Source organism: Kribbella kalugense, from assembly GCF_004365875.1.
Lineage (GTDB): Bacteria > Actinomycetota > Actinomycetes > Propionibacteriales > Kribbellaceae > Kribbella > Kribbella kalugense.
The window spans coordinates 927,905-954,052 of sequence record NZ_SODF01000003.1; the positions used below are offsets into that span (position 1 = coordinate 927,905).

General features: G+C 67.8%; 24 protein-coding genes and 1 tRNA gene. 8 read left to right on the forward strand and 17 right to left on the reverse strand.

The window, feature by feature from the left end:
* Positions 1-35: 35 nt before the first annotated feature.
* Together EV650_RS35850 and proS are read left to right on the forward strand one after the other, a co-directional pair.
* Positions 36-2,252: an NADP-dependent isocitrate dehydrogenase gene (locus EV650_RS35850; protein ID WP_134123584.1), complete on the forward strand. Its 2,217-nt coding sequence runs from the start codon at positions 36-38 to the stop codon at positions 2,250-2,252.
* Positions 2,253-2,381: 129 nt separating this feature from the next.
* A complete protein-coding gene (gene proS / locus EV650_RS35855) occupies positions 2,382-3,791 on the forward strand; it encodes a proline--tRNA ligase (protein ID WP_134123585.1) in 1,410 nt (469 codons plus the stop codon).
* On the opposite strand, the gene EV650_RS35860 is transcribed toward proS, so the two are convergent.
* A complete protein-coding gene (locus EV650_RS35860; RefSeq protein WP_134123586.1) occupies positions 3,788-4,771 on the reverse strand; it encodes a helix-turn-helix transcriptional regulator in 984 nt (327 codons plus the stop codon). The two genes, proS and EV650_RS35860, sit on opposite strands and share 4 nt — an antisense overlap.
* A gap of 384 nt (positions 4,772-5,155) precedes the next feature.
* Complete coding sequence (locus tag EV650_RS35865) at positions 5,156-6,592, reverse strand: GuaB1 family IMP dehydrogenase-related protein (protein ID WP_134123587.1); 1,437 nt, start codon at positions 6,590-6,592, stop codon at positions 5,156-5,158.
* A 205-nt stretch (positions 6,593-6,797) separates the two neighbouring features.
* On the opposite strand from EV650_RS35865, the gene EV650_RS35870 reads away from it, so the two are divergent.
* A complete protein-coding gene (locus EV650_RS35870) occupies positions 6,798-7,271 on the forward strand; it encodes a hypothetical protein (RefSeq protein WP_134123588.1) in 474 nt (157 codons plus the stop codon).
* A gap of 20 nt (positions 7,272-7,291) precedes the next feature.
* Here the strand turns inward: EV650_RS35870 and EV650_RS35875 are convergent, their stop codons facing one another.
* The 4 genes from EV650_RS35875 to EV650_RS35890 all read right to left on the reverse strand — a co-directional run bounded on the left by EV650_RS35875 (position 7,292) and on the right by EV650_RS35890 (position 12,043).
* Positions 7,292-7,804: a hypothetical protein gene (locus tag EV650_RS35875; RefSeq protein ID WP_134123589.1), complete on the reverse strand. Its 513-nt coding sequence runs from the start codon at positions 7,802-7,804 to the stop codon at positions 7,292-7,294.
* Positions 7,805-7,909: 105 nt separating this feature from the next.
* Positions 7,910-10,138 (reverse strand): catalase/peroxidase HPI, encoded by a 2,229-nt coding sequence (gene katG / locus EV650_RS35880; protein ID WP_134123590.1) that lies wholly within the window; start codon positions 10,136-10,138, stop codon positions 7,910-7,912.
* Between the two features lie 37 nt (positions 10,139-10,175).
* Entirely contained in the window at positions 10,176-10,592 is a 417-nt protein-coding gene (locus EV650_RS35885; RefSeq protein WP_439648830.1) for a Fur family transcriptional regulator, read from the reverse strand.
* A gap of 53 nt (positions 10,593-10,645) precedes the next feature.
* The gene (locus EV650_RS35890) at positions 10,646-12,043 is read right to left on the reverse strand and encodes an FAD-dependent monooxygenase (protein WP_134123592.1); all 1,398 of its coding nucleotides are present in this window, start codon (positions 12,041-12,043) and stop codon (positions 10,646-10,648) included.
* Positions 12,044-12,107: 64 nt separating this feature from the next.
* On the opposite strand from EV650_RS35890, the gene EV650_RS35895 reads away from it, so the two are divergent.
* On the forward strand, positions 12,108-12,731 hold the full coding sequence (locus tag EV650_RS35895) for a TetR/AcrR family transcriptional regulator (protein WP_134123593.1): 624 nt from the start codon (positions 12,108-12,110) through the stop codon (positions 12,729-12,731).
* A 13-nt stretch (positions 12,732-12,744) separates the two neighbouring features.
* On the opposite strand, the gene EV650_RS35900 is transcribed toward EV650_RS35895, so the two are convergent.
* Positions 12,745-13,626 (reverse strand): SDR family oxidoreductase, encoded by an 882-nt coding sequence (locus tag EV650_RS35900; RefSeq protein ID WP_134123594.1) that lies wholly within the window; start codon positions 13,624-13,626, stop codon positions 12,745-12,747.
* 84 nt (positions 13,627-13,710) lie between these two features.
* Between EV650_RS35900 and EV650_RS35905 the strand changes: the two genes are divergently transcribed.
* The gene (locus EV650_RS35905; RefSeq protein ID WP_134123595.1) at positions 13,711-14,286 is read left to right on the forward strand and encodes a TetR/AcrR family transcriptional regulator; all 576 of its coding nucleotides are present in this window, start codon (positions 13,711-13,713) and stop codon (positions 14,284-14,286) included.
* Positions 14,287-14,302: 16 nt separating this feature from the next.
* On the opposite strand, the gene EV650_RS35910 is transcribed toward EV650_RS35905, so the two are convergent.
* The 9 genes from EV650_RS35910 to EV650_RS35950 form a co-directional block, all read right to left on the reverse strand.
* A complete protein-coding gene (locus tag EV650_RS35910) occupies positions 14,303-14,944 on the reverse strand; it encodes a LysE family translocator (protein ID WP_134123596.1) in 642 nt (213 codons plus the stop codon).
* A gap of 235 nt (positions 14,945-15,179) precedes the next feature.
* A tRNA-Ala gene (locus EV650_RS35915) sits at positions 15,180-15,252 on the reverse strand.
* 73 nt (positions 15,253-15,325) lie between these two features.
* Positions 15,326-16,117 (reverse strand): divisome protein SepX/GlpR, encoded by a 792-nt coding sequence (gene sepX, locus EV650_RS35920; protein WP_134123597.1) that lies wholly within the window; start codon positions 16,115-16,117, stop codon positions 15,326-15,328.
* A 97-nt stretch (positions 16,118-16,214) separates the two neighbouring features.
* Positions 16,215-16,832 carry a GNAT family N-acetyltransferase gene (locus EV650_RS35925; RefSeq protein WP_134123598.1) on the reverse strand — a complete coding sequence of 206 codons (618 nt, stop codon included), beginning with the start codon at positions 16,830-16,832 and terminating at the stop codon, positions 16,215-16,217.
* Positions 16,832-17,320, reverse strand: a complete 489-nt coding sequence (locus EV650_RS35930; protein ID WP_134123599.1) for a MogA/MoaB family molybdenum cofactor biosynthesis protein — start codon at positions 17,318-17,320, stop codon at positions 16,832-16,834. The genes EV650_RS35925 and EV650_RS35930 overlap by 1 nt, the downstream gene beginning before the upstream one ends.
* Positions 17,317-17,799, reverse strand: a complete 483-nt coding sequence (gene moaC / locus EV650_RS35935) for a cyclic pyranopterin monophosphate synthase MoaC (RefSeq protein WP_134123600.1) — start codon at positions 17,797-17,799, stop codon at positions 17,317-17,319. The genes EV650_RS35930 and moaC overlap by 4 nt, the downstream gene beginning before the upstream one ends.
* Positions 17,800-17,821: 22 nt before the next feature.
* Positions 17,822-19,039, reverse strand: a complete 1,218-nt coding sequence (gene glp, locus EV650_RS35940; RefSeq protein WP_134123601.1) for a molybdotransferase-like divisome protein Glp — start codon at positions 19,037-19,039, stop codon at positions 17,822-17,824.
* Positions 19,040-19,093: 54 nt separating this feature from the next.
* Positions 19,094-19,561, reverse strand: a complete 468-nt coding sequence (locus EV650_RS35945; RefSeq protein ID WP_238174695.1) for a GNAT family N-acetyltransferase — start codon at positions 19,559-19,561, stop codon at positions 19,094-19,096.
* 11 nt (positions 19,562-19,572) lie between these two features.
* Positions 19,573-20,961 (reverse strand): UTP--glucose-1-phosphate uridylyltransferase, encoded by a 1,389-nt coding sequence (locus tag EV650_RS35950; protein ID WP_134123603.1) that lies wholly within the window; start codon positions 20,959-20,961, stop codon positions 19,573-19,575.
* 65 nt (positions 20,962-21,026) lie between these two features.
* Here EV650_RS35950 and EV650_RS35955 point away from each other — a divergent pair, with 65 nt between their 5' ends.
* From EV650_RS35955 to EV650_RS35965, 3 genes are read left to right on the forward strand one after another with little or no spacing between them, the layout of a single operon-like run.
* Positions 21,027-21,587 (forward strand): 5-formyltetrahydrofolate cyclo-ligase, encoded by a 561-nt coding sequence (locus EV650_RS35955; RefSeq protein ID WP_134123604.1) that lies wholly within the window; start codon positions 21,027-21,029, stop codon positions 21,585-21,587.
* The gene (locus EV650_RS35960; protein ID WP_134123605.1) at positions 21,580-22,488 is read left to right on the forward strand and encodes a phosphotransferase; all 909 of its coding nucleotides are present in this window, start codon (positions 21,580-21,582) and stop codon (positions 22,486-22,488) included. The genes EV650_RS35955 and EV650_RS35960 overlap by 8 nt, the downstream gene beginning before the upstream one ends.
* Positions 22,488-23,546 carry a serine hydrolase domain-containing protein gene (locus EV650_RS35965; RefSeq protein WP_134123606.1) on the forward strand — a complete coding sequence of 353 codons (1,059 nt, stop codon included), beginning with the start codon at positions 22,488-22,490 and terminating at the stop codon, positions 23,544-23,546. The genes EV650_RS35960 and EV650_RS35965 overlap by 1 nt, the downstream gene beginning before the upstream one ends.
* 3 nt (positions 23,547-23,549) lie before the next feature.
* Here the strand turns inward: EV650_RS35965 and EV650_RS35970 are convergent, their stop codons facing one another.
* Positions 23,550-26,090 carry a penicillin acylase family protein gene (locus tag EV650_RS35970; protein WP_134123607.1) on the reverse strand — a complete coding sequence of 847 codons (2,541 nt, stop codon included), beginning with the start codon at positions 26,088-26,090 and terminating at the stop codon, positions 23,550-23,552.
* Positions 26,091-26,148: the final 58 nt, after the last annotated feature.

Sequence of the window (26,148 nt, forward strand, 5' to 3'; positions counted from 1 at the left end):
GGGATGCGACTGGACAGCCTATTAGGGTGGGGGCTGTGACTGACTCGACGATCATCTACACCCACACCGACGAGGCTCCGGCGCTCGCCACGTACTCGTTCCTCCCTGTCGTCCAGGCGTACGCCGGCCAGGCCGGTGTCGGCGTGGAGACCCGGGACATCTCACTCGCGGGCCGGATCATCGCCCTCTTCGGTGAGTACCTGAAGGAAGAGCAGCGGATCGCGGACGCGCTGACCGAGCTCGGTGAGCTGGCCAAGACGCCCGAGGCGAACATCATCAAGCTGCCGAACGTCTCCGCCTCGATCCCGCAGCTGAAGGCCGCGATCGCCGAGCTGCAGTCCCAGGGCTACGCGCTGCCGGACTACCCGGACGAGCCGAAGACCGACGAGGAGCGGGAGATCCAGTCCCGCTACGACAAGACCAAGGGCTCCGCGGTCAACCCGGTACTGCGCGAGGGCAACTCCGACCGCCGCGCCCCCGCCTCGGTGAAGAACTACGCCAAGACGCACCCGCACCGGATGGGCGCCTGGTCGGCCGACTCCAAGACCAACGTCGCGACCATGGACACCGACGACTTCCGCGCCACCGAGAAGTCGGCCGTGCTCGAGGCCGACGACGTACTGCGGATCGAGCTGGTCGGCGACGACGGCACCACCACGGTGCTGCGCGAGTCGATCCCGGTGCTGGCCGGTGAGATCGTCGACGCGTCGGTCCTGCACGTCGCCGCGCTGCGCGAGTTCCTGACCGCGCAGATCGCCCAGGCGAAGGCCGACGACGTGCTGTTCTCGGTACACCTGAAGGCCACCATGATGAAGGTCTCCGACCCGATCATCTTCGGCCACGTCGTCCGGGCCTTCTTCCCGAACACGTTCGCGCAGTACGGCGACGTACTGGCGAAGGCCGGCCTGACCCCGAACGACGGCCTCGGCGGCATCCTGCACGGCATCGCGACCTTGCCAGAGGGCGCCGAGATCAAGGCCTCCTTCGACGCCGAGCTGGCCGACGGCCCGAAGCTCGCGATGGTCGACTCGGACAAGGGCATCACCAACCTGCACGTCCCGTCGGACGTGATCGTGGACGCGTCGATGCCGGCCATGATCCGTACGTCGGGCCACATGTGGGGACCGGACGGCGGGGAGCACGACACTCTCGCCGTACTGCCGGACCACAGCTACTCCGGGATCTACCAGGCGGTGCTCGACGACTGCCGCGCGAACGGCGCGTTCGACCCGGCCACGATGGGCTCGGTGCCGAACGTCGGCCTGATGGCGCAGAAGGCCGAGGAGTACGGCTCGCACGACAAGACGTTCGAGATCCAGACCACCGGCTCCGTCCGGCTGGTGAACCAGGCCGGCGACGTCGTCCTCGAGCAGGCGGTCTCGGCCGGCGACATCTTCCGCGCCTGCCAGACCAAGGACGCGGCGGTCCAGGACTGGGTCAAGCTGGCCGTCAACCGGGCCCGCGCCACCGGCGACCCGACGGTGTTCTGGCTGGACGAGACCCGCGCGCACGACGCGCAGATCATCGCCAAGGTGCAGAAGTACCTGTTCGACCACGACACCGAGGGCCTGGACATCCGGATCCTCGAGCCGGTGGACGCGATCAAGCTGTCGCTGGAGCGGATCCGGCGCGGCGAGAACACGATCTCGGTGACCGGCAACGTACTGCGTGACTACCTGACCGACCTGTTCCCGATCCTCGAGCTCGGCACCAGCGCGAAGATGCTGTCGATCGTCCCGCTGATGGCCGGCGGCGGTCTGTTCGAGACCGGCGCGGGTGGTTCGGCGCCGAAGCACGTGCAGCAGCTGGTCAAGGAGAACTACCTGCGCTGGGACAGCCTGGGTGAATTCTTCGCGCTGGCCGCGAGCTTCGAGCACCTGGCTCAAGCGACGGGCAACGCACGGGCGCAGATCCTGGCCGACACGCTGGACCGGGCAACCGCGACATTCCTGAACGAGGACAAGTCCCCGACCCGTCGCGTCGGCGGCATCGACAACCGCGGCAGCCACTTCTACCTGTCCCTCTACTGGGCCCAGGAGCTGGCCAAGCAAACCGACGACGCCGACCTCGCCAAGGCAATCGCCCCCCTCGCCGAAACCCTGGCCGCCAACGAACAAACCATCATCGCCGAACTGATCGCAGTCCAAGGCAGCCCAGCCGACCTAGGCGGCTACTACCAACCAGACCCAGCGAAGGCGGCCGCAATCATGCGCCCGTCAAAGACGTGGAACGACGCCCTGGCTTCCCTGTAACCAAACCACACGCCTGGCTGACCCGCACTCTCTTTCGCAGCTCCCGGTGCCCGCTAGGGCGCCGGGAGCTGCTTGTTCTGCTGAAGAAATGCGTAGCCGCCACCTCATCGCCTTCCTACACTGACGCCTATGACTACAACCCGTTCCGTGCTTGCCGCGCAAGCCACGGACTACCCCCGATGGTTCCAGGATGTGATTGCCAAAGCCGAGCTCGCCGACAACGGGCCCGTGCGCGGGACCATGGTCGTACGACCGTACGGGTACGGGATCTGGGAACTGTTGCAGGAGGCAATGAATCGCAAGATCAAAGCAACCGGTGCGGAAAACGCGTACTTCCCCCTCCTGATCCCCGAGAGCTACCTCCAGCGTGAAGCCGAGCACGTAGAAGGCTTCAGCCCCGAGCTCGCCGTCGTAACGCATGCCGGCGGCAAGCAACTCGAGGAGCCCGCCGTGATCCGCCCGACGTCGGAAACCATGATCGGCGAGTACATGGGCAAGTGGATCCAGAGCTACCGCGATCTCCCGCTCCTCCTCAACCAATGGGCCAACGCGGTCCGCTGGGAGCTGCGGCCCCGCCTCTTCCTGCGCACCACAGAATTCCTTTGGCAGGAAGGCCACACCGCGCACGCCACCTTCGACGACGCCCGCGCCTTCGCCACGAAGATCTTGTACGACGTCTATCGCGACGTGATGGTCAACGTGCTGGCGATCCCGGTCGTCGTCGGCCGCAAGACCCGGCGGGAGCGGTTCGCCGGCGCGATCAACACGATGACCCTCGAAGCGATGACGGGCGACGGCAAGGCCCTGCAAATGGGTACGGCGCACGAGCTCGGGCAGAACTTCGCCCGCGCCTTCGACATCGACTACCTGTCGAGCAACGGGCAACGTGAGCTCGCCTGGACGACCTCCTGGGGCAGCACCACCCGGATGGTCGGCGGCGTGATCATGGTGCACGGCGACGACGACGGACTCCGGGTCCCGCCCGCGGTCGCTCCGGTGCAGGTCGTCGTACTCGCCATCAAGGACGAGACGGTCGCTGCTGCCCGACGGATCGCCGACGACCTCGAGGCCGCCGGGCTGCGGGTCACAGTCGACGACCGCACCGACCAGCCGTTCGGCCGACGGGCGGTCAACTGGGAGCTCAAGGGCATCCCGGTCCGCATCGAGCTCGGTCCGCGCGACCTGGCTGCCAACGCGGCAACCGTCGTACGCCGTCTGCGCTCGACCAAGACCGCGGTCAACCTCGCGGACCTCACGTCGACCGCCGTCGCGGCGATGGACTCCGATCAGGCGCACCTGCTGGAGCAAGCGACAGCACGCCAAACGGCACGCATCACCACGGTCTCGACCGTCGACGACGCCGTCGAGGCGGCCGCCGCGGGCTGGGCCAGCCTGCCGTACGACGCCGTCGGCGAGACCGGCGAGGACCGCCTGGCAACAGCCGGCATCACAGTCCGCTGCCTACAACGCCCAGACGGCACCCTCCCCGCCTCGGAAGACGAAGACGACCTGACCGCCTTCGTCGCCCGCTCCTACTAGCGAGCCAGGTATTTCCGGACGTCGTCGGCTACCTGGGCGCGGCTGCGGAGGTCGTATTTGCGGAGGATCGCGCTCAGGTGGGTCTTGACCGTGTTCAGGCTGATGCCGAGCTCCGCGGCCAGCTGGTCGTTGTCGAGGCCGTCGGCGAGGAGTACGGCGACGGCCTGCTGAGCCTTGGTGAGACTGGTGAACCGGCGCTCCGGGCCCTCGTCGGTCTCCATCATCATCTCGATCAGCTCGGACTGGATGTGCTCGGTGGTGTCGATGATCCGCTCGAGATGCGTGTGTACGGCGGTACTCACGTCCTGCTCGCTCAGCGCCTCGGCCGCGATCTCCCGGATCGACGCGACCCGATGGGTCAGGTACTCCATCACGTGGTCGGACGTCAGCAGATTCGGCCCGACGTCCCCGGCGGGCAGCCGGCGCAACGCCTCCCGGTCCTCGCCTTCCCGGGTGAGGACCCGCTCCACGACCGAGCACAACCACTCGAACGCGCGGACCGCGTTGTCGTCGTACGACTTGGGCTCGTAGCTCTGCATCGACAACATTCCGAACAGCTGATCCGGCCCGTCCTTGGTCGGCCGGAAGATCGGCACGGTCACCGCGTCCTCGGACCGCCGCGCCAGATCACCCACAGGTACGCCGCCGTGCAAGGTGAACCCGTTGTCGTAGGCGAACCGGTAGGTCTGGCGGTGCTTGAGCAGCCAGGCGGTCTGCCCGTTCGGCCCGAAGATGTGGGTATCCGGGTTCACATACCGGCCGTCGTCGTACCCGTAGGGGTAGCGCACCCTGCTGCTGCCCTGCAGGAACCCGACGACGAACGCGTCGACCCGGGCGATCTTGCCGGCCACGACCCGGACATAGTCGTACAGGCCGTAGTGATCGGATCGGAACAACGCCTCGATCTTGTGGTACGCCTCGCGCAGGATGATCGCGGTCTCCGCGTCAACCCGCAGCGGGACCGTTCTGTCTCCCGCCATTCAGCCGGCTCCCCACACACACCCCTGCGGTATCAATCACTCGACTATGCCGCCGTACCCCGCGACTTGCCAAGTACCGTGAGTGAATCATGTGGTGAACGGCAGTCGCGGGTGGTGAGTGTGAGCTCCCGAGTCGCCCTCCCAAGCCTCGGCCGAACTCTCCTCTACCACCCGCGACCACGATCAGGACACCGGCGCTTGTGAGCCCCCCGCGTCGATCGATCCCACACCCCCTGCGAGATCGTCGACCCCCCGACGGATGGTCGGTGTCCTTTCCTCCCCCCGTTTGACTACACGGTGCCACCGATCGCCGACCGTGACCATCGCTCCCGGCATGATCTTGTTGTGCCCTCAACCTCATCCCGGGGGTGAGGGCGATCACAGCTACCAACTGGTGTCGAGCGGCTTCCCCTCGGCATAACCGGCGGCGGTCTGGAGCCCGACCACGGCCCGGTCGTGGAATTCGGCCAGGTTCGCGGCACCGACGTACGTGCAGGAACTCCGGACTCCGGACACGATCGAGTCCAGGACGTCCTCGACGCTCGGGTGCTCCGGGTCGAGGTACATCCGCGCGGTCGAGATGCCCTCCTCGAAGATGCTCTTCCGGGCTCGCTGGAACGGTGAGTCGTCGGCGGTCCGCGACCGGACCGCCCGCGCCGACGCCATCCCGAAGCTCTCCTTGTAGATCCGGCCCTGGCTGTCGCGGTGCGGATCGCCCGGCGACTCGTACGTGCCGGCGAACCAGGACCCGATCATCACGCTCGATGCGCCGGCGGCCAACGCGAGCGCGACATCGCGCGGATGCCGTACGCCGCCATCCGCCCAAACGTGCTTGCCGAGCTCACGCGCCCGGGTCGCGCACTCGAGCACGGCCGAGAACTGTGGACGACCGACGGCCGTCTGCATCCGCGTCGTACACATCGCACCTGGACCGACGCCGACCTTCACGATGTCCGCACCGGCCGCGACCAGGTCGCTGACGCCCTCGGCAGTGACGACGTTGCCGGCCACGATCGGCACCTTCGGGTTCAGGGCTCGGACCCGTTCGACGACCTCGAGCATGCGCTCCTGATGACCGTGCGCGGTGTCGATGACGAGTACGTCGATACCGACGTCGAGCAACGCCTTCGCCTTCTGCTCGGCATCACCGTTGATCCCGATCGCCGCGGCGACCCGAAGCTTGCCGTTCGCGTCGAGGGCCGGGTCGTACAGCGTCGCGCGGAGCGCACGCTGCCGGGTCATGATGCCGACGATCTGCTCATCCGCATCCACCACAGGCGCCAGCCGGTGCCGGCCGTCATGCAACTGGTTGAACGCCGTCTCCGGGTCGATCCCCTTCGGCAACGTCAGCAACTCGCGGGACATGATGCTCTCGAGCTGGGTGAACCGATCGACGCCAGAACAGTCAGCCTCGGTCACGACGCCGACCGGCCGGCCGTGGTCGACCACCACAACCGCGCCGTGGTTCCGTTTCGGCAGCAGGTTCAGGGCCTCACCCACCGTGCCCGTCGGGGGCAGCGTCAGCGCGGTGTCGTGCACCGGATCCCGCTGCTTGACCCAGGCAACTACGTCGGCGACCACGTCCACCGGAATGTCCTGCGGAATCACGGCCAGCCCACCACAGCGAGCAATCGTCTCGGCCATCCGCCGTCCCGAAACGGCCGTCATGTTCGCCGCAACCACCGGGATCGACGTACCGCTTCCGTCCGCGGTCGAAAGATCCACATCCAACCGCGACGCAACCCTCGACCGGTTCGGCACCAGGAACACGTCACTGAACGTCAGGTCCCCCAACGACTCCCGCTCATGATGAAACCGCATGACAGACCCCTTCGCCCGACCAACAAACCCACCCAGCCTGTCACGTCAACAACCCCCGAACAAGCAGATCACAGCCCGTGTCCGTCAGCCGCCGTCATCGGTCGAGGCCGCGGCCCTCGCGCGGTGGCGAGTCTCCACGGCGGCCCCCGAAATCGGACGCCGCCAACGGCCGAGACGTTGCCAACGGCACCTGACCGGGAAAGGCATGCGCGATCGCACGGTTGGCATCAAGCTCAGCCTGCCGCTGAGCCTGGTTCTGCCTGAGGCTGGGCATCCGATCACCGAACGCATTCAAACCCGGCTGCCGGTCATGAAGGTTCCGATTGAGCCGCGCACACGTGTGCTCATAGATATTGCCGGCACCTTGCCGCGGCTTAACCGCCAACAACTCCCGCCGAGGGGGCCCGCCGGGCTCTGCAGGCGGCATCTCTCGAAACACCAGCCGATGGTCCGCCTTCTCTTGCGGATCGGACTGCAGATAAGCAGTGACGCAGTCCCGCAGATCACCCTTCCCAGATTCGTATCCCAGCGCATGGCGCCCATCCGACGTCCCACCCGCGAGCCGCTCCATTTCACGAAGGACCTGTCGGCGGACGTAGTCGTCCGGTCCGCCCGGGTTTCGCGCTGCCGCCGCCGTGAGCCGCCGGAAGTCCATCGCGAACCCATCGCCGATGATTAGCTCGTAGCCGCCAGTGGGGCTCAATGCGAGCTGTCGTCTTCCTGACGGATCTCATCGAGGATCCGTTGAGTCTCCGGCCCCATCAGCTCGGCGAATTCGTCGACGGTCATCGGACGGCTGGTCGGGAGCGGTTCCGTGGCGTAGACACGACGGGTCGGATCCTCCACCGTCCCGGGCGGCGGCTCGTCGTCGCCGCGCAGTTGGCGGTACTGCGAGGTCGACATGATGACGGCCTCCGGCACGCCATCGTCACCCCAGATCACCGGCGCGAACGACCCGGCCCGGATCGCAGCCACCATCGCCACGAGCTCCGCGTCCACGGTCTCCGCCGTGACCACGCCAGGACGGCGCTCGAACTTCGACTCCCCGCCAAGATCCTCGAACTGGTCATACGTCAGCAGCACCGCCTCCGGCACCCCGCCGTCGCCGAAGCTGAACGGCATCGTCCGCCCACGCCGGAACCGGTTCAGTACCCCCGCAACATCCCGCCGTACGTCCTCAACCGACCGAACCCCAGAACCATCAGTAGCCACCCCCCGACTCTACGACGCCACTACCGCCTGGACCCCCACTTATCCACAGGCAGCAAGGCCGGCTCCCTCTGGAATCAGAAGGAGCCGGCCTCGGTTGTGTTTGCGTCAGCGGAGGTCGAAGCGGTCTAGTTCCATGACTTTGTGCCAGGCGGCTGCGAAGTCGGTGACGAACTTCTGCTGGGCGTCGTCGCTGGCGTAGACCTCGGCGACGGCGCGGAGTTCGGAGTTCGAGCCGAAGACCAGGTCGGCGCGGGTGCCGGTCCACTTGGACTCGCCGTTGACGGAGCCTTCGAACGTTTCCTGGCTGTCGTCGGTCGCGTGCCATTCGGTGCCGAGGTCGAGCAGGTTCACGAAGAAGTCGTTCGTGAGCGTGCCCGCGTTCTCGGTCAGTACGCCGTACTTCGAACCGTCGTAGTTCGCACCCAGGACCCGCAGGCCGCCGACCAGGACAGTCAGCTCCGGCGCGCTCAGGGTGAGCAGGTTCGCCCGGTCGAGCAGGAGGTACTCGGCCGGAAGCCGGTTGCCCTTGCCGTAGTAGTTACGGAACCCGTCCGCAACAGGCTCGAGCGCCGCGAACGAGTCGGCGTCCGTCTGCTCCGCCGAAGCGTCCACCCGACCAGGCGTGAACGGTACGACGACATCGTGGCCGGCGTTCTTCGCCGCGATCTCCACACCGACACCACCGGCGAGCACGATCAGGTCGGCCAGCGAGACCGGCTTCCCGAACGACTGCTGGATGCCTTCGAGAGTCCGCAGTACCTGCGCCAGCTCGTCGGGGTTGTTGACCTCCCAGCCGGCCTGCGGCTGCAGGCGGATGCGGGCACCGTTGGCGCCACCGCGCTTGTCGCTACCGCGGAACGTCGAAGCCGACGCCCACGCGGTCGAGACCAGCTGCGAGACCGACAGCCCGGAGGCCGCGATCGCCGCCTTCAGCGCGGTCACGTCGGCGTCGCCGATCAGCTCGTGGTCGACGGCCGGCAGCGGGTCCTGCCAGATCAGCACCTCGCTCGGGACCTCCGGGCCGAGGTAGCGGACGACCGGACCCATGTCGCGGTGCGTCAGCTTGTACCAGGCCCGCGCGAACGCGTCCGCGAACTCGTCCGGGTTGTCCTTGAACCGGCGCGAGATCGGCTCGTAGATCGGGTCGAACCGCAGCGCCAGGTCCGTCGTCAGCATGGTCGGCTTCTGCTTCTTGGCCGGGTCGAACGCGTTCGGAATGATCTCCTCGGCGTCCTTGGCGACCCACTGGTTCGCACCGGCCGGGCTCTTCGTCAACTCCCACTCGTAGCCGAACAGCAGGTTGAAGAAGTCGTTGCCCCACTTGGCCGGCGTGGTGGTCCAGGTGACCTCCAGACCGCTGGTGATCGCGTCCGGGCCGTGGCCGGTGTTGTACGTGTTGCGCCAGCCCAGACCCTGGTGGTCCATCGGCGCACCCTCCGGCTCGGCGCCGACGTACTGCTCCGGGTCGGCCGCACCATGCGTCTTGCCGAAGGTGTGCCCACCGGCGATCAGCGCGACGGTCTCCTCGTCGTTCATCGCCATCCGGCCGAACGTCTCGCGGATGTCGCGGGCCGAGGCGACCGGGTCCGGGTTGCCGTTCGGGCCTTCCGGGTTCACGTAGATCAGGCCCATCTGGACCGCACCGAGCGGCTGCTCCAGCTCACGGTCACCGGTGTAGCGCTCGTCGTCCAGCCACGTGGTCTCGGGGCCCCAGTAGACGTCGTCCTCCGGCTCCCACACGTCCGCGCGGCCACCGGCGTACCCGAAGGTCTTGAAGCCCATCGTCTCGAGCGCGACGTTGCCGGTCAGGATCAGCAGGTCGGCCCAGGAGATCTTCTGGCCGTACTTCTTCTTCACCGGCCAGAGCAGCCGGCGCGCCTTGTCCAGGTTCGCGTTGTCCGGCCAGCTGTTCAGCGGGGCGAACCGCTGCTGGCCCGCACCGGCGCCGCCACGACCGTCGCTGATCCGGTAGGTGCCGGCGCTGTGCCACGCCATCCGGATCATCAGCGGGCCGTAGTTCCCGAAGTCGGCCGGCCACCAGTCCTGCGAGGTGGTGAGCACCTCGGCGATGTCCGCCTTCACGGCGGCCAGGTCGAGGGTCTTGAACGCCGCGGCGTAGTCGAACGACTCGCCCAGCGGGTTCGCCACGGCCGGGTTCTTGGCCAGGATCTTCAGGTTCAGCTGGTTCGGCCACCAGCCGCGGTTCGCGTTCCCGCTGGTCGGGTGCGCACCCTGACCGTGGTCAACAGGGCAACCGCCGGACGCCTGCGCTTCCTCTTGGCCGCGGCTCTCCTCGCTGCCTTCACCGGGTAGCGGCTCATGCTTCTCGGACATCAGATTCCTTCCAGGACTGGACTTTTTCAAGACAAGATCAGGTACGGCGTGAGCAGTCGGCGCACAGCCCCCAATAGATGACCTCGGCCTCGTCGATGACGAACCCGTGGTCCTCGGACGCGGTCAGGCAAGGCGCGTGCCCGACCGCACAGTCGACGTCGGCGATGGCACCGCAGGACCGGCAGACCGCGTGATGATGGTTGTCACCCACCCGCGACTCGTACCGCGCGACCGATCCCAACGGCTGAATCCGGCGCACCAGCCCCGCCGCCGTCAGGGTGTGCAGCGAGTCGTACACGGCCTGGTGCGACACGTCCGGCAATTCGTTGCGCACGGCACCGATAATCGAGTCGGTGTCCGCGTGCGGATACCCGTACACCGCGGCCAGCACGGCCACCCGCGGTCTCGTCACGCGCAGGGAAACCTCACGCAACAACTCCTGAAGTTCACCCACCGTCGGCACGTTCCGCAGTCTTCCGCGTTTTCTGGAATGAGTCAAGATTAGTCTCAACGTGAGACGCGCGTGTCGCCGAACCACTGCGTCAGCGCGTCAACGACGGACCCTTCCCCCGACCAGCACACCAGTCCATCCGGGCGAATCAGCAACGCTTCGTGCTCCCCGTCAGGCTTGACGCGTACGACGTCCACGCGATCGGCCCAGCCATCCGGCCAGTCGCGGTCGCCGAAGTCGAGAAGCAGACCGCGTCCCGAATGCAACAGCTCCGACAACCAAGTCGGACCGTCTTCGGCGACCAGTTCGAGATCGGGGATCCGGCCGGGCGCATCCAGCCCCGACATCATGCCGGCCAGGTACCTGTTGGCGTCCGGCAATCGCACGAGGTCGGTGACGAGCTCGCGCAGGTCACCGATGTCCTCACCGGCCCCCGGCAGGGCCAGAACACGCTGCGCCGCGGTATGCCGCAGCACGCGAGCCGCCGGTGGGTGCCGCTCGGCCTGGTAGGTATCGAGCAGATCGGCCGCGCCATGCACGGCGGCCGCGAGCTTCCAGCCCAGATTGAACGCGTCCTGTACGCCGAGGTTGAGGCCCTGCCCGCCGAACGGCGGGTGGATGTGCGCCGCGTCCCCGGCGAAGAAGATCCGCCCGTATCGATAGGACTCCAGTTGCCGGGTCGCGTCGCCGAACTCGGACGAGTTGAGTACCTCCGCGAGCCGCGTCTCCTCGCCGTACAAGGAAGTGAGCGCGGTCTGCGTCTCGTCCGGGGTAGCGACCCCTTCCCGACCGAAGGTGAACCGGTACTTCCCGTCGCCGACCGGCACGAGCATGCCCCAGTACTCGTCGCCGTACTTCGTCAGCGTGCTGAAGTGACCGAGGACCGTCGGGACCTGATCGGACACCGATGACAGCCGTACGTCGGTGAGGACCGCGCGGAACGTCCCGGGTCGTCCGGGGAACGGGGCGTCGAGCAGCTTGCGGACAGTACTGTGCCCGCCGTCGCAGGCGACGAAGTACTTCGCGCGCAACGTCGTACCGCCGGCTGTCACCGTGACGCCCTCGTCGTCCTGCGCGATCGCGGTGACCTCCGCACCCCAGACGACGCGAGCGCCGCGCGCGACCGCGGCGCGTTCCAGCTCTTCTTCGACGATCCACTGCGGTACCGAGATCGGGTACGGGTGGCGGCTGTTCCACGGTGTCGCGTCGAGCGGCACCGGGAGTCCGGCGAAGTGCCCGCCGACCGGCTCGCGCGGCAGCTCCCGCGCCTCGATCGGGCCGAGCAGCCCGCGCAGCTCCAGCACCTCCGCCGTTCGCGCCTGCAGAGCGCCGCCCTTGACCTGCTCGATCCGCGCATCCAGCCGCTCGACGACTGTCACGTCGACCCCGGCGAGCGCCAGTTCGTAGGCCAGCATCAGTCCGGTCGGACCTGCACCCGCGATCACTACGTCCATGAGAGTTCCCCTCAGTGCAAAAGTAGACTAAGTGCAAGATAGCACTGAGTGCTAAGGTTGCGCCGTGTCCTTGCGTGAGCGGAAGAAGGTGCAGACCCGGGCGGCGATCTCGGCGGCGGCGATCTCGCTGTTCATCGAGCACGGGTTCGACCAGGTCTCGATCACCCAGGTCGCGGAGGCCGCGGATGTCTCGCGGCGGACGCTGTTCGCGTACTTCCCCACCAAGGAGGACCTCGTCGTCCACCGGTTCGCCGACCACGAGGACGAGCCCGCGAGGGTGGTCCGCGGTCGCCCGGCCGGCCAGTCGCCACTGGCCGCTTTACACGAGCACTACCTGGACGCCCTTCGCAGGCGCGATCCAGCCACCGGCCTGACGGACGGACCGGAACAGCTCAGCCTGTACCGCCTGCTTCGATCCACCACTCCACTGATGGCCCGGATGCTGCAGTTCAACGAGTCTGCCGAGACGCAACTGGCGGCGGCCCTGCGGGAGACAGCCGACACCGCCGAACTGCCCGCCCGCCTGGCCGCCGCCCAGATCGTCTCGGTCCAATGGACCCTCTCCATCGCCAACTACGAGCGCGCCGTCGCAGGCACCCGCTCCGACGACGCCTACCCGGCCGCCGCAGCAGCCGCCGACCAGGCGTTCGCACTCCTGGCCGGCGGCCTATCTACGCTCTGGCCGTAACCGGGGCCGGGCTTCAGAGCTGAATGTTCTCGAGGTCCTCGAGCAGACTGGGGTGTTGGGGCTTCCAGTTGAGTGTTTGCTGGGTGTGGGCGCTGGACGAGGGCTGGTCGGTCGCGAAGATCGGACCGAGCTGGCCGAAGGTCTCGTCCGGCACAGCCTCGACCGGAAGGCCCAGCCGACGGCCGATGACTGTCGCCAGGTCGCGTACGGCGTCACCATCATCGGCGACCGCATGCCAGGCAGTCCCGGCCGGCGCGTTCTCGAGTACGAGCCGGAAGAGTACGGCGGCGTCGAGCGCGTGGACCGCCGGCCAACGTTGGCTGCCGTCACCGGGGTAACCGGACACCCCGGTCTGGCGCGCGATGCTGGTCAGCAGTCCGGCGAACCCACCGTCGCCGTTGTTGTGAACGGTCCGCGGCATGCGTACGGCGGCGCTGCGGACACCGCGTGATGCAAGATCCAGGGTGGCCATGACGGAGCGACCACGGCCGCCGACGGGCCCGTCGAGCGGGAGTGGGTCGGCCTCGGTCGAGGCTCGGCCCGGCACCCACGGCGTACCGGAAACTGTGACGAGTGGTCGGTCGCTGCCTACGAACTCCTCGCCCATGGCAGCGAGCGCGGCGCCTTCTTCGGCAATCCCCTGGGCCAGAGCGGCCGGACTGCTGAAGTCGTTGCTGAAGGCAAGGTGAATCACACCGTCGGCCTTGGCGGCACCAGACCGAACGGCGTCCAGGTCGGCGAGACCTCCACGGACGGTGGCCGCACCGGCATCGCGGAGAGCAGCATCCGACGAGTCGGAGCGAGCGAGTGCGAGCACGCTATGACCGTTGTCGAGCAGTTCGCGAACGACCGCGGACCCGATCAGCCCGCTACCGCCGGTAATGAATACCTGCATGAAATGCTCCTCAACGTGATGGGACTCTTATCTCATCACCGTAACACGCGATGGGACAAAGGTCCCATCGCCTAGGATGGCGGCATGGCACGATGGCAACCGGGAGCACGCGAGCGGCTCGTCCTGGCCGCGGTGGACCTGTTCGCCGACCAGGGGTACGACGCGACGACGGTCGCCCAGATCGCCGACCGCGCCGGCGTCACGAAGAGCACCTTCTTCCGCTACTTCCCCGATAAGCGCGAACTCCTGGTCGCCGGCCAGGAAACCCTGAGCCTGCTGCTGTCCGAAGGGATTGCCGCCGCACCCGACGGCGCCAGCCCGCTCGAGGCGGTCGCGTCCGGACTCGAGCGCGCCTCGAGCACGATGGGCCCGATGAACCGCGAGCTCGGCCCCCGGCTGAAAGCAGCGATCGCCGCCAGCACCGAACTGCAGGAACGCGACGCCTTGAAGACCGTCGGCCTGGCAACCGCCATGACCGACGCCCTCATCACCCGAGGCGTCCCAGACCCCCTAGCCCACCTGGCCGCCGAACTAGGGGTCCTAGCCTTCAAACGCGGCTACGCCGAATGGACCGAGCTAGAACACGACGAGCACGGCCTGGCACCACATGCCTTGAAGGCCTTGGAAGAACTAAAAGCAGCAACAGCCGCCCTCAGTTGAGCCCTGAGCGATCGCCTCAGCGTTGAAACGCCAGCTTGCCGGCGAGGCCGATCATGGCTACGCCGCCTGCGGCCTTCACGGCCTTGATGCGGCGGGGACGGCGCAGGAACCACGACCGCATACCTGCGGCGGCGTGCACCCAGATGGTCTCGATGCCGACCTGAGCCACGCCACCAGCCAGGCCGATGATCAGCATCTGCAGCGTCGCATCACCGCGCGTGTGGTCGACGAACTGCGGCAGGATCGCCATCAGCGAGACGATGCTCTTGGGGTTGGCCACCCCAACCAGGAACCCCTGGCGTACAAGCCGTCGCCGTGACGTCGCGCTCGGCTCGGCCACTGCGGCGAACTCGTTGGTCGATCCAGCCCGCGCCGCGAGCAGGGAGCGGACACCGAGCCAGAGAAGGTACAGGGCTCCGAGGATCTTCACGATCACAAACAGGTGCGCCGAGGCCGCGACAACTGCACCGAGGCCGGCCAGCACCAGACCAAGGAGCATCATGCCGCCGATCGCGTTGCCGAGCACGATCCACAGCGCAGACGAACGTCCATGCGTGATTGCACGGCCAGTCTCCAGCACAACGGACGGTCCAGGAATGCTCGACAGCAGCGCGGACAGCATGACAAAGCCGACGAGAAGGGCAGGGCTTACGGGCACGAAGATCGAGGCTATCCGGACCTCGCCAACGCCGCCAACCAAACGCGCCAACTCAGCGCGCACGCGCCCACTGGCAACCTAACCGCCCAGGCCACCCACAGCAGCCGAGCGAAGCGAAGGCCCAGGGGGTGCGGGTGGCGAAGCCCCCGCTCGCGGCAAGCGAAGCGCAGCCGCACAAACGACGAAGGCGACCCGTTCCGCGCTTTCCGCGGACACGAGTCGCCTATCGCCTTCGTGGAGCTGAGGGGATTCGAACCCCTGGCCTCTTCGTTGCGAACGAAGCGCGCTACCAACTGCGCCACAGCCCCAAATCGGTCGCTTCGGTTTCCCTGGCGACCGCGAAACTCTAACACGGTGAGTGCCCGAGTCTAAAACTGGATATCAGTCGCCGACGGCGCGCCGTACCTCCGGCTCTTCGGCTTCCTGGGGAGCCGGAGCCTCGGCGTGCAAGGGTTTCTCGGCGGGGTCCGTCGTACGGGCGCTGGAGAAGACCTCGTCGTCGGTCAGGGAGATTGTCCGGACCGTCCGATCCGGCGCCTTCTCCTTCATGACGTACGTCGGAAGCGTGACCGGGACCGGGTCCCACAGACCTTCCGCCGGCGGCGTGGCCTGCTTCTTCTCGGCTTCAGGAGCAGGCGAAGCCGGCACCTTGACCTCGATGGTCATCTCTTCGTCCGGCGACGGCGCCGGCTTCCCGGCCGGGCCGCGGTCGTGCTGGGCCTGCGCGCGAGTCCGCCGCTGGGCGGCGACCCGTGCTCGGTGCCGCGCCTGCCGACGCAGCTGCACGCGAGTGAGTACGACGAAGCCGAGGATCGAGGCTCCCGGTAGCGCGACCGACCACCACGGCACCATCGCGAGACTGGCCAGCGCGACGACCGACAGCAGTGAAAGCGTCAGGATCGACAGCACCCGCCGACGGCGCATCGCGGCCACCCGGCGGGCTCGGTTCGGAACGTACCGCTTCGGCGGCGACGGGTCGTCCGCGGCGACCGGTCCGGCCGGGCGTACGGCGTACCGCGGCCGCGACGGGTCGCGGGACAGCACACGCGCCTCGTCCGACGACGGCACCACCGGTCGGCGCCGAGCCTCGTCACCACGCTTCAGCCACATCGGGACGAGATAGGCGGCCCAGGCGGCGACGATCGCCACGTAGATCAGCCCTGTCGTCCCCATGCGACGACGCTAAGGTGCGGCGGGGGCCAGATCGCGTACGTGGGACGGTGTGTCGCAAGAAGACTCGTGTGACTGATGTGAATAGCACCCAGCGTAGTCAGCGCAATCGCGAGACGAGACCGGGTCCGACCTCCTCGACGTTCAGCGCGAAGATGCGGTGGTCGCGCCAGTCGCCGTCGATGTGCAGGAACCGCGGCCGCTCGCCTTCGTACCGGAAGCCGAGCTTCTCCACCACCCGCAGACTTGCCTTGTTCTCCGGGCGAATCGCCACTTCGATCCGGTGCAGGCCGAGGGTGAACCAGCAGTGGTCCGCGGCCATCGCGACCGCGGTCGGGACGATCCCGCGGCCGGCGTACTGCTCGTCGACCCAGTAGCCAAGGTTCGCCCAGCGCGCCGAGCCGTACGTGATCCCGGACACCGTGAGCTGTCCGACCAGGGGCCATTTCGATCGCGAGCCGGCGCCCGCGGCACCGCCGTACGTGATGACGAACGGCAGCATCCGCCCGTACCGCGCCTGCCTGTTCCAGTCACGCGCCATCGCCCGGAAGGTTCGCGCACCGTCTTCCGCACCGGGCGGTTGGGTCGCATCCCAGGGCCGCAGCCAGCTCACGTTCCGCTGACGTGCGGCGGCCCACTCGCTCCCGTCACCGGCTCGCAGCGGCCGCAACCCGACTTGGCCGTGCTGCAGTTCCAGCGGCCAGTGCACGATCGCCATCAGTCGAGATCCGTCCGCACATGGTCCCCACCGTGTACCTGCTCGACCGCGTGTCGCAGCAGCGGTTCCAGTACGGCGAGACCGTCCTTCACACCGCCCCGCGAACCAGGCAGGTTCACGATGACCGTAGTACCTGCCACTCCGGCCAGCCCACGCGACAGTGCGGCCGTCGGTACGCCGTTCGCCACGCCGTAAGCCCGGATAGCCTCAGCGATCCCCAGCACGACCTTCGACAACACAGCTGCCGTCTGCTCGGGCGTCTCATCAGTCGGTGAGATTCCCGTACCACCTGTCGTCAGCACGACGTCGTACGACGCCTCGACCGCCGCACGCAGCGCATCCCCCACCGGCGCACCATCCGGCACCACCTGTGGGCCTGACACCTCAAAACCCCAGTCAGCCAACCGCTCTGCGATCAGCGGACCAGTCGTGTCCGTGTAGACACCGGCGGCCGCCCGGTTGGACACGCTGACGACAAGAGCCCTCACGGCCGCTCCCAGTGCCCGGTCTTGCCGCCCTCTTTCAACTCCACCCGTACGTCGGACAGGACCGCCGACGGATCGAGCGCCTTCACCATGTCGATGACTGCCAGCCCTGCGACCGCAACCGCGGTCAGTGCCTCCATCTCGACACCGGTCCGGTCGGTCGTCTTCACCTGCGCCTTGATCAGTACGGCGTCATCCGCGACCTCGAGGTCGACCTTGGCCCCGGTGATCGCGATCGGATGGCACAGCGGGACCAGGTCCGGCGTCCGCTTCGCTCCCATGATCCCGGCGATCCGGGCGACACCGAGCGCGTCACCCTTCGGTACACCGTCACCGCGCAGCGCGGTCACCACCTCGGCCGAGACGAAAACCTTGCCGCTGGCAACGGCCCGCCTGCTGCCGACGTCCTTGGCCGACACATCGACCATCCGCGCCGCCCCGGTCTCGTCGACGTGGGTCAGCCCGGCAGGCGGCTCGGTCATCCGGTCTCCTCGTCCAGCGACATCATTCGTCCAGCACAATCAGCTCGACCTGGTCGCCGGCCCGCACCGCTGTCACGTCCTCGGGCACCACGATCAGTGCGTTCGCCCGGCTCAACCCGCCGAGCAGGTGCGAGCCGTGCCCGCCGACTGTACTGGCCATCCAGCCCTCGTCGCCGGAAGTGGCCGCGGCGCGGACGAACTGCCGCCGACCGTCGGGCGAGCTGAACCCGTCCAGCGACACCCCGGGGACCAGTGCGCGCCGGTACGGCATCTGCCCCATCAGCTTGCGCAGCGCCGGCCGGACGAACACCTCGAACGACACGTAGGCCGACACCGGGTTGCCAGGCAGCGTGAAGATCGGCACCTCGTCCTCGCCGATCACTCCGAACCCCTGCGGCTTTCCCGGCTGCATCGCGACCTGCGGGAAGTCCACCGTGCCGAGCTTGGAGAGCTCCTCCTTCACCACGTCGTACGCACCCATGCTGACGCCACCTGTGGTGATGACCAGGTCGGCACGTACCAACTGGTCGGACAGGGTGTCCATGATCCGTTTGGGGTCGTCGTCGACGATGCCGACTCGATAGACCACCGCACCGGCGTCCCGCGCACACGCGGCCATGGTGTAGCTGTTCGAGTCGTAGATCTGCCCCTCGCCCAGCCGGCTGCCCGGCTCCCGCAGCTCGGCCCCGGTCGAGATCACCACGACCCGCGGCCGCGGACGGGCCTTCACCCGGGCCCGGCCGACCGCGGCGAGTACGGCGATCTGCCGCGGACCGAGGACCGTGTCACGGTCGAGCACCTGCGTCCCGGCCGTCACGTCCTCAGCGGCTCGCCGTACCGATCCACCAAGCGGAGGCTGCTGGGTGATCCGGACGTTGACCGTGCCACCGTCGGTCCACTCGACCGGCACGACGCTGTCCGCGCCGCGTGGCATCGGTGCGCCGGTCATGATCCGCACGCACGTTCCAGGCGTCACCACGATCGGCTGGCTGCGCCCGGCCCGGAACTCGCCGACCACGGGCAGCGTGATCGGGTTCTCGTCCGAGGCGCCGGCCAGGTCACCGGCCTGAACGGCGTACCCGTCCATGGCCGAGTTGTCGAACGCCGGCAGGCTCACCCCCGAGACGATGTCCTCACACAGCACCAACCCGACCGCGTCCATCAGCGGCTGGTCGAACGCGGGCAACGCCGTCACCCGCCCGAGCACAGCCTCCAGATGCTCATCAACACTCCGTCTCACGAGCCTGACCCTAATCCACCCGCGCCGGCGGCACTGGTTGCCAAGCCAGGTTGGTCAGTGAGAGCGGTCCGCCTCGGGGTGGTTTCCCCAGGTCATTCGGACGTCCGGGGCGCGTTCCTCGTTGGTCGCGCCGTCTGTACGGCGGACTTCGGTGAAGCCATGGGAGCGGTAGAAGGCCTGGGCCCGGAGGTTGGTTTGGAAGGTCCAGAGAGCCAGACCGCCGGGTCGGAGGTCCTTCGCCAGGTCGACCAGGGTCGAGCCGATGCCCTGACCAGCTGCGTCTGGGGCGACGTACAGCTGGTCCAGGTCGTCGCCGTCGAGGGTGAGGACCGCGATGACGCGGTCGTCGTCGAGTGCTACCCAGGTCTGGGCGTCCGGCAGCAGCACGTCCGCGAACCAGGTCGCCACCTCGCCGGCAGTGTGGATCGCCGGCGGCAGTTGCGAGGGGTCGGCGTGGCGCGCCTGCCACCAGACCGCGGCGGCTTCATCGGTGTCATACGGCTCCAGCGGCCGGATCAGCACGTCGAGAACCGTCAGGCCTCGAGGACAGTCTCGTCCGGGATCACCCGGCGCTGGCCGGCCGGGGCCTCCACCTCGACCTCCCCGACCACCACCACATCCTTGCCAAAGGCAACATCGCCGCGGACCTCGAGCCGGTCGGCCCGGACCAGCGACGGTGGCCCGGCCGGGAACCGGGTGTCGAAGTCGGCCAGGATCTTGAAGAACTCAGGGTCGAGATCGACGTACGGCTCGTCGCCCTGGTGGGTCGTGGTCAGGTCGCCGGCCTCGTCGAGTTCGTAGACGTCGGACCGCAGTACCAGCAGGTCGTTCGTGGTCTTGACGGGCTTGAAGCGGCTGCGGTCTACGATCACCGCCTGGGATCCCTCGAAGGTCTCGATCGCGGTCCCCATCCCGGTCTCGAGCTGGATCACCTTCGGCGACGACGGGTCGGCCGGGTCGATCGTCTTACGGTTCACGATGATCGGCAGTCCGAGGATCCCGTCGTGCCCGTCCATCAGCTCGGCGAGCCGGTCCAGATCGATCCACAGGTTGTTGGTGTTGAACGTCGTGTGCCGGGTGATGTCCTGGAAGTACTGCGTGTCCTCGTCGGCCACCTGCGCGCTGTCCCGCAGGATCAGCCGTCCGTCGGACTTGCGAACCGCGACATGCCCGCCCTTGCGGTCGGACCGGGTCCGTCTGCAGACCTCCATACCGAACGGCACGGAATGTTCCGCCATCCAGGCTGCGATCCGCGGGTCCGGGGTGGCGCCGAGGTTGTCGGCGTTCGAGATGAAGGCGTGCCGGAAACCGTGTTCCCGCAGCGCGTCAAGGGTGCCTGAGGCAACCAACGCGGTGAACAGGTCGCCGTGGCCGGGCGGGCACCACGCCAGCTCCGGGTCCGGCTCCCACTCGGCCGGGGTCAGGTCGTCGGCGAGCAGCTTGGGCTCCATGTTCTGCATGAAGTCCAGCGGCAGCCCGTCGATCGCCAGGCCGTCGTACTCGCTCAGGATCTGCAGCGACTCGGTCTTGGTGCGGAACGAGTTCATCAGCACCAGCGGCAGCGGTACGTCGTACTTGCGCCGGGTGCTCAGGATCTGGCGGGCGATGATGTCGAGGAAGCTCAGCCCGTCCTTGACCGGCAGGGCGGACTTCGGGCCGGTGACGCCCATCGACGTGCCCAGGCCGCCGTTGAGCTTGATCACCACCGTCTCGGCGAGCGCGGCCTGCATCGCCTCCGGATCGGTGTCCAGGTGGTCCAGGTGGGGCAGGTCGCCCACCGGCTCGATGTCGTCCTCGCGGATCTTCCCCAGCTGGCCTGACTCGAGCAGCTCGTAGTAGTGCGTGAAGACACGTATCGCGACGTCGGCAGCACCGGCCGCGCGCATCTTCTCCTGCGCTTGTCTGAGACCCACCTCACCCATGCACCAACCCTAGGGGACAGACGGTAATCCCAGTGTTGTCCGCGTCACCCTCATACGATCAGTTCGTGTTTCAGTCCAAAGCCGTGGCTCGGCAGCATTTCCTCAGCATCCGGGAGCAGCGGACGCATGCGGAGGGGCTGCTGACCTGCGCCCAACAGGTGCTGCCCGACGTACGGCGGGTGGCTCTGTACGTTTCCAGGGGGCCGGAGCCGCAGACTGGTGCACTGATCGACTGGCTGCTCGCAACAGACCGTGATGTGCTGCTGCCGATCCTGTACGCCGACAACGACCTCGGCTGGGGCGTCGCGCCCGGTGCGGCCGACCTGGTCCCTGGCCGGCTCGGCTTGTCCGAGCCGCCGACCGATCTGGGTTCGGACGCGATCGCCACGGCCGACCTGGTCATCTGCCCGGCCCTCGCCGTTGCCCGCGACGGCGTCCGCCTGGGCCGCGGTGGCGGCTCGTACGACCGGGCGCTGGCCCGCATCCATCCCGGTACGCCGATCTGGGCCGCCGTGTACGACGCGGAGATCGTCGACGCCCTCCCGTCCGACGCCCACGACCACCCGGTCGATGCCGCACTCACACCAACTCGTTTGATCCCACTGCGAAGATCAGGAGATGACTGAGACCGCGGTCCAAGCCGCAGCCACAGCCGCACGCACCCTCGGCCTGAAGGTCACCGACCCGACCGTCCTCTACGAGGCGTTCTCGACGGTCGTGCACCTGAAGCCGTCGCCGGTGGTCGCCCGGGTGCCGATGAACCTCCCGAACGGCTTGAAGGAACCAGAGCCCGCCGTACGCCGGCAGCAGCGCGAACTGGACGTGGTCACCTGGCTGGCTCAGCAGGGTCTGCCTGTCGTGCCACCGAGTTCGCTGGTGCCGCTGGAGCCGGTCGAGCAGGACGGGCTGTCCATGACCTTCTGGGCTTACGTGGACGTGGACCGGGACGCCGAGCCCGACTACTTCGGCGCCACGGCCCGCGTGCCGGAGCTGCATGCCCAGCTCGCGGACTACCCCGGCGAACTGCGGTGGATGAGTCCGCTGCGGCTGATCGGTCAGGGCCTGGCCGCTGTCGAGGTGGTGCCGGGTCTACTCGAGCAGGAGGACGTTGACCGGGCGCGAGCCGAGTGGAGGGTGCTGGAGCCGGTTCTGACCAGCCGGGCCGGTTTCGAGGCCGCCTTCCCGTCGGCGAACGTACAGCCTGTGCACGGCGACGCTCCGTCGTGGAACCTGATCACCACTGTCGACGGACCGCTGTGGGCCGACTTCGAGGACGTGACGCTCGGACCGATCGAGTGGGACGTCGCCGGCTTCGGACCCGAGCTGTGCAAGGCGTACGACGAGGCTGCGCGAGCTCGTGGTCTCCCGACGCTCGACCCACGGGTCCAGCAGGTGATGGACCTGGCCCGCGCGCTACAGGTCCTCGTCTGCACTCCACTGGTCCCACAGCTGCCGGCTCTGGCGGACGGGATCCGGATGTTCGCGACACAGTGGCGCGCGATGCCGTTCGCTGGTGGACTGACCTGATGTTGCAGACGTACGTCGACAACGGGGTCGTACCCGGGCTCATCAGCCTCGCGAGCCGTGGTGACGAGACCAGAGTCGAAGTGATCGGCAGGACGGCGTACGACGGACCGGAACTACAGCGGGACAGTCTGTTCCGGGTCTCGTCGTTCACGAAGCCGATCGTCGCTGCCGCGACCATGATCCTGGTCGACGAGCTCCGGCTGTCGCTGGACGCATCGGTTGCCGACGTATTGCCGGAGCTGGCGCATCCCGTCGTACTGCTGCAGCCGGATGGGCCGATCGACGACACGGTCCCAGCGGCTCGGCCGATCACGGTGCGGGACCTTCTGACCTTTCGGCTTGGGTTGGGTGAGTCCGACAACCCAGCGCTGCGGCAGCGTGAGGAAGAGCTCGACCTCCACACCTTCGGACCGCCTGCGCCGCGGACTTCGTTGGAGCCCGACGAGTGGATGCGGCGGATCGGGACGCTCCCACTGCAGTTCCAGCCGGGCGAGCGTTGGCAGTACTCGACCGGCTCGCACCTGCTCGGCGTACTGATCGCACGGGTCGCCGGTCAGCCGCTGGAGGAATTCCTCCGCGAGCGGATCTTCGAACCGCTCGGGATGCACGACACCGGTTTCACCGCAGCAGACCCCGCTCGACTGACCACGGCGTACGTCGGGGACGACGTACTGGATCCGGCGGCGGAGAGCCAATGGCTGACGCCGCCGTCGTTCCCGGACGCGAGTGGTGGACTGGTCTCGACCGTCGACGACTTCCACGCGTTCACCCGGATGCTGCTGAACGGCAGTCTCCTGTCGCCCGCGGCGGTCGCCGAGATGACGACGGACCAGCTCACACCAGCTCAGCGCGAGGCGGCAGTCGGCTTTCTCGGACCGGACACCGGCTGGGGGTACGGCGTCTCTGTCGGCGGCGGACGGTACGGGTGGGCGGGCGGTCTGGGCACGCTGTGGTCGACCACACCAGCCGACGGGACCATTTCGATCCTGATGACCCAGCGGGCGCTCTGGACCTGGCCGCAGGAGCTGTTCGCCGAGGCCAGTGCGCCCGCTTGGTAACGGCTAGCGGTCCGGTTTGGTGAACGTCAGCGAGTGCTTGCGGGTCGCCTCGACGGCGCCCTTGGTGTACGCCCACTGCAGGGTCTGGCCCTTGACCCACAGCTTCGTCTGGTCGGTGTAGTTGGACGAGAACGCGTGGCCGGACACACCGGTCAGGTTCACCCACCGGGACTGGTCGAAGTCGGACAAGTCGACCACCATCCGCATGGACGGGGTCGCAGTCACGTCGTACCCCTCGGAGGCGTCCCAGGCGGTCGCGTCGACGACCGACGTACCGCCGCCGAGCTGGTAGGGGCCGCGGTTGAAGATCTTGTCGACCAGGCCGATACCGGACTTGCCCAGTGTCTGGTTGGTCAGCGTGAGCTTGTGCAGCTTGCCCCACTGCCAGTTGACCGGCTCCCGCGCCATCTTCTGGGTGATCTCGGTCCGCGCGTTGATCAGCGCCTCACGCAGGATGTCGTCCCGGCTTTCCTTCTGCGGCGTGCCGATGTTGTCCCACCAGGTGCTGTTCTGCTGGCCGATCAGCGTGTGGATCACCTCGAACCAGCGTGAGCCGCCGTCCGGCCAGGTGCCCTCGGGCAGCTGGTCGTGGAACGTCAGCGCGAGCAGGTTGCGCCAGACCACGTTGAAGTACGCGGCCGCGGCGGAGTCCGGCGGCTCGGTGAAGTCCCAGTTCCGCAAGGTGTCCTGGCCCTGCTTCTCGAACGGGTCGTCGATGCTGATCTGGAGCAGGTACGGCACCAGCATCTCGGCGGCCTTGTTCTTGGTGTCCAGCTGGATCGACGCCATCGCGTTCGCGTCCAGCTTGCCGGCGGCCTTGATCCGCTCGAGTATCTGCTGCGATCGGTAGCCGTAGTCCCAGGAGTTGGTCAGGTAGTACGTGTACGTCCGCGGCACCACTGCCTGGTTGGCGGTGACGATGATCCCGCTCGGCGGGTCGAACTCGGTCGGCAGCGCGTCGAACGGTATGTAGCCCTTCCAGTAGTACTTCGGGTCCCAGCCCGGCACCGGCCAGTCACCCCGGCCGGTGGCGCGGATCGGGATCAGCCCGGGCGCCTGGTACCCGATATGGCCGTCGGTGTCGGCGTACACGAGGTTCTGCGAGGGGACCTGGAACTGCTGCGCGGCGGCACGGAACTGGGTCCAGTTCTGCGCGGTGTTGATCGCGAACAGCGCGTCCGCGGTGTGGCCCGGGTTGAGCGCGGTCCACTGCAGCGCGACGCCGTACGCCGTTGGGTACTTCGCCTGCGACGCGGCCTGCTCGCCGACCTTGCGTTCGTCGTCGCTGACGTCCGAGATCAACGGACCGTGCCGGGTCTCGCGGACGGTGATCTTCACCGGCTTGTCCTCGCCGGCCACCTTGAACGTCTCCTCGCGGGTGACCATCGGGCGCCACTTGTTGTTGTAGAGGACGTTGTTGCCCTCGATCCGCTCCAGGTACAGGTCCTGGACGTCCGGGTCGAGGTTGGTGAAGCCCCACGAGATCGCGTTGTTGTGGCCGATCACCACACCGGGCAGACCGGAGAAGCTGAAGCCGGAGACGTCGAACGGGCAGGCCGTACCGACGTTGTTGCAGTGCAGGCCGACCTGCGTCCAGATGCCCGGCATGGTCGCGCCCAGGTGCGGGTCGTTGGCCAGCAGCGGCTTGCCGGTGGTGGTGTGGTCACCGGAGACGACCCAGGAGTTGGAGCCGACGCCGTCGCCCTGACCGAGCAACTCGGGCAGGCCCTTGGCCACCTTCTGCACGGAGTCGAGCGACTTGAGCAGGTCCTGGGTGAGCATTCCGCGGCGTAGCTCGGGGCTGACCTGCGCGGTGGTGAACTTGCCGTCCTTGCCGACCGAGCCGGAGGACATGATCGGCTCGTTCCGGTCGTACGGGTACGGCGGGTACAGGCTCTCGATGTTGCGCGCCGGGAACGCCGCCAGCAGCTTGGTCCGGGTGATCTCCTCGTCCAGGTTGCCGCCGAGGTCCCACGCCATCGCCTTCAACCAGGACAGCGAGTCCGCCGCGGTCCACGGCTCCGGGGTGTAGTTCTTCGGCCCACCGGGCTGCAGGGACAGTACGCCGTACTCCAGGCTGAGGCCGGAGCCGCTGTGCGACGACAGGTAGGCGTTGACGCCGCGGGAGTAGTCGTCGAGGTACTGCCGGGTGGTCGGGCTGAGCAGCGGCAACTCCTTCTCGGCGACCCGCCGCCAGCCGAGCGTCCGGACGAACTTGTCGGTCTCCAGCGCGTCCTTGCCGAACAGCTCGCTGAGCCGGCCGGAGGTGACATGCCGGCGGAAGTCCATCTCGAAGAACCGGTCCTGCGCCGCCACGTACCCCTGCGAGGCGAACAGGTCGGCCGGGGTGTCGGCGTAGATCTGCGGGATGCCGTTCGCGTCGCGGACCACGCTGACGTCGCCGTCGAGACCGTTGATATCGATCGTTCCGTCGTACGTCGGGAACGAGTGGCGGACGACGTAGATCAGCGTCCCGGCGACCACCAGGAGGACGGTGGCGAGGGCGATTCCGCTGATGACGACGACACGAAGCAGGCGAGGCACGGACCAACCGTAGAGAATCCCCCCGTCCACCCCAAATGGGGTCCCTCACAACTTTGCG

Excerpts from the sequence above, each read along its gene's own strand:
- proS (WP_134123585.1), top strand. The coding sequence starts at position 2,382 with ATGACTACAACCCGTTCCGTGCTTGCCGCGCAAGCCACGGACTACCCC.
- EV650_RS35860 (WP_134123586.1), bottom strand. The coding sequence starts at position 4,771 with ATGGCGGGAGACAGAACGGTCCCGCTGCGGGTTGACGCGGAGACCGCG.
- EV650_RS35865 (WP_134123587.1), bottom strand. The coding sequence starts at position 6,592 with ATGCGGTTTCATCATGAGCGGGAGTCGTTGGGGGACCTGACGTTCAGT.
- EV650_RS35870 (WP_134123588.1), top strand. The coding sequence starts at position 6,798 with ATGCGCGATCGCACGGTTGGCATCAAGCTCAGCCTGCCGCTGAGCCTG.
- katG (WP_134123590.1), bottom strand. The coding sequence starts at position 10,138 with ATGTCCGAGAAGCATGAGCCGCTACCCGGTGAAGGCAGCGAGGAGAGC.
- EV650_RS35890 (WP_134123592.1), bottom strand. The coding sequence starts at position 12,043 with ATGGACGTAGTGATCGCGGGTGCAGGTCCGACCGGACTGATGCTGGCC.
- EV650_RS35900 (WP_134123594.1), bottom strand. The coding sequence starts at position 13,626 with ATGCAGGTATTCATTACCGGCGGTAGCGGGCTGATCGGGTCCGCGGTC.
- EV650_RS35905 (WP_134123595.1), top strand. The coding sequence starts at position 13,711 with ATGGCACGATGGCAACCGGGAGCACGCGAGCGGCTCGTCCTGGCCGCG.
- sepX (WP_134123597.1), bottom strand. The coding sequence starts at position 16,117 with ATGGGGACGACAGGGCTGATCTACGTGGCGATCGTCGCCGCCTGGGCC.
- EV650_RS35925 (WP_134123598.1), bottom strand. The coding sequence starts at position 16,832 with ATGGCGATCGTGCACTGGCCGCTGGAACTGCAGCACGGCCAAGTCGGG.
- moaC (WP_134123600.1), bottom strand. The coding sequence starts at position 17,799 with ATGACCGAGCCGCCTGCCGGGCTGACCCACGTCGACGAGACCGGGGCG.
- EV650_RS35950 (WP_134123603.1), bottom strand. The coding sequence starts at position 20,961 with ATGGGTGAGGTGGGTCTCAGACAAGCGCAGGAGAAGATGCGCGCGGCC.
- EV650_RS35960 (WP_134123605.1), top strand. The coding sequence starts at position 21,580 with ATGACTGAGACCGCGGTCCAAGCCGCAGCCACAGCCGCACGCACCCTC.
- EV650_RS35965 (WP_134123606.1), top strand. The coding sequence starts at position 22,488 with ATGTTGCAGACGTACGTCGACAACGGGGTCGTACCCGGGCTCATCAGC.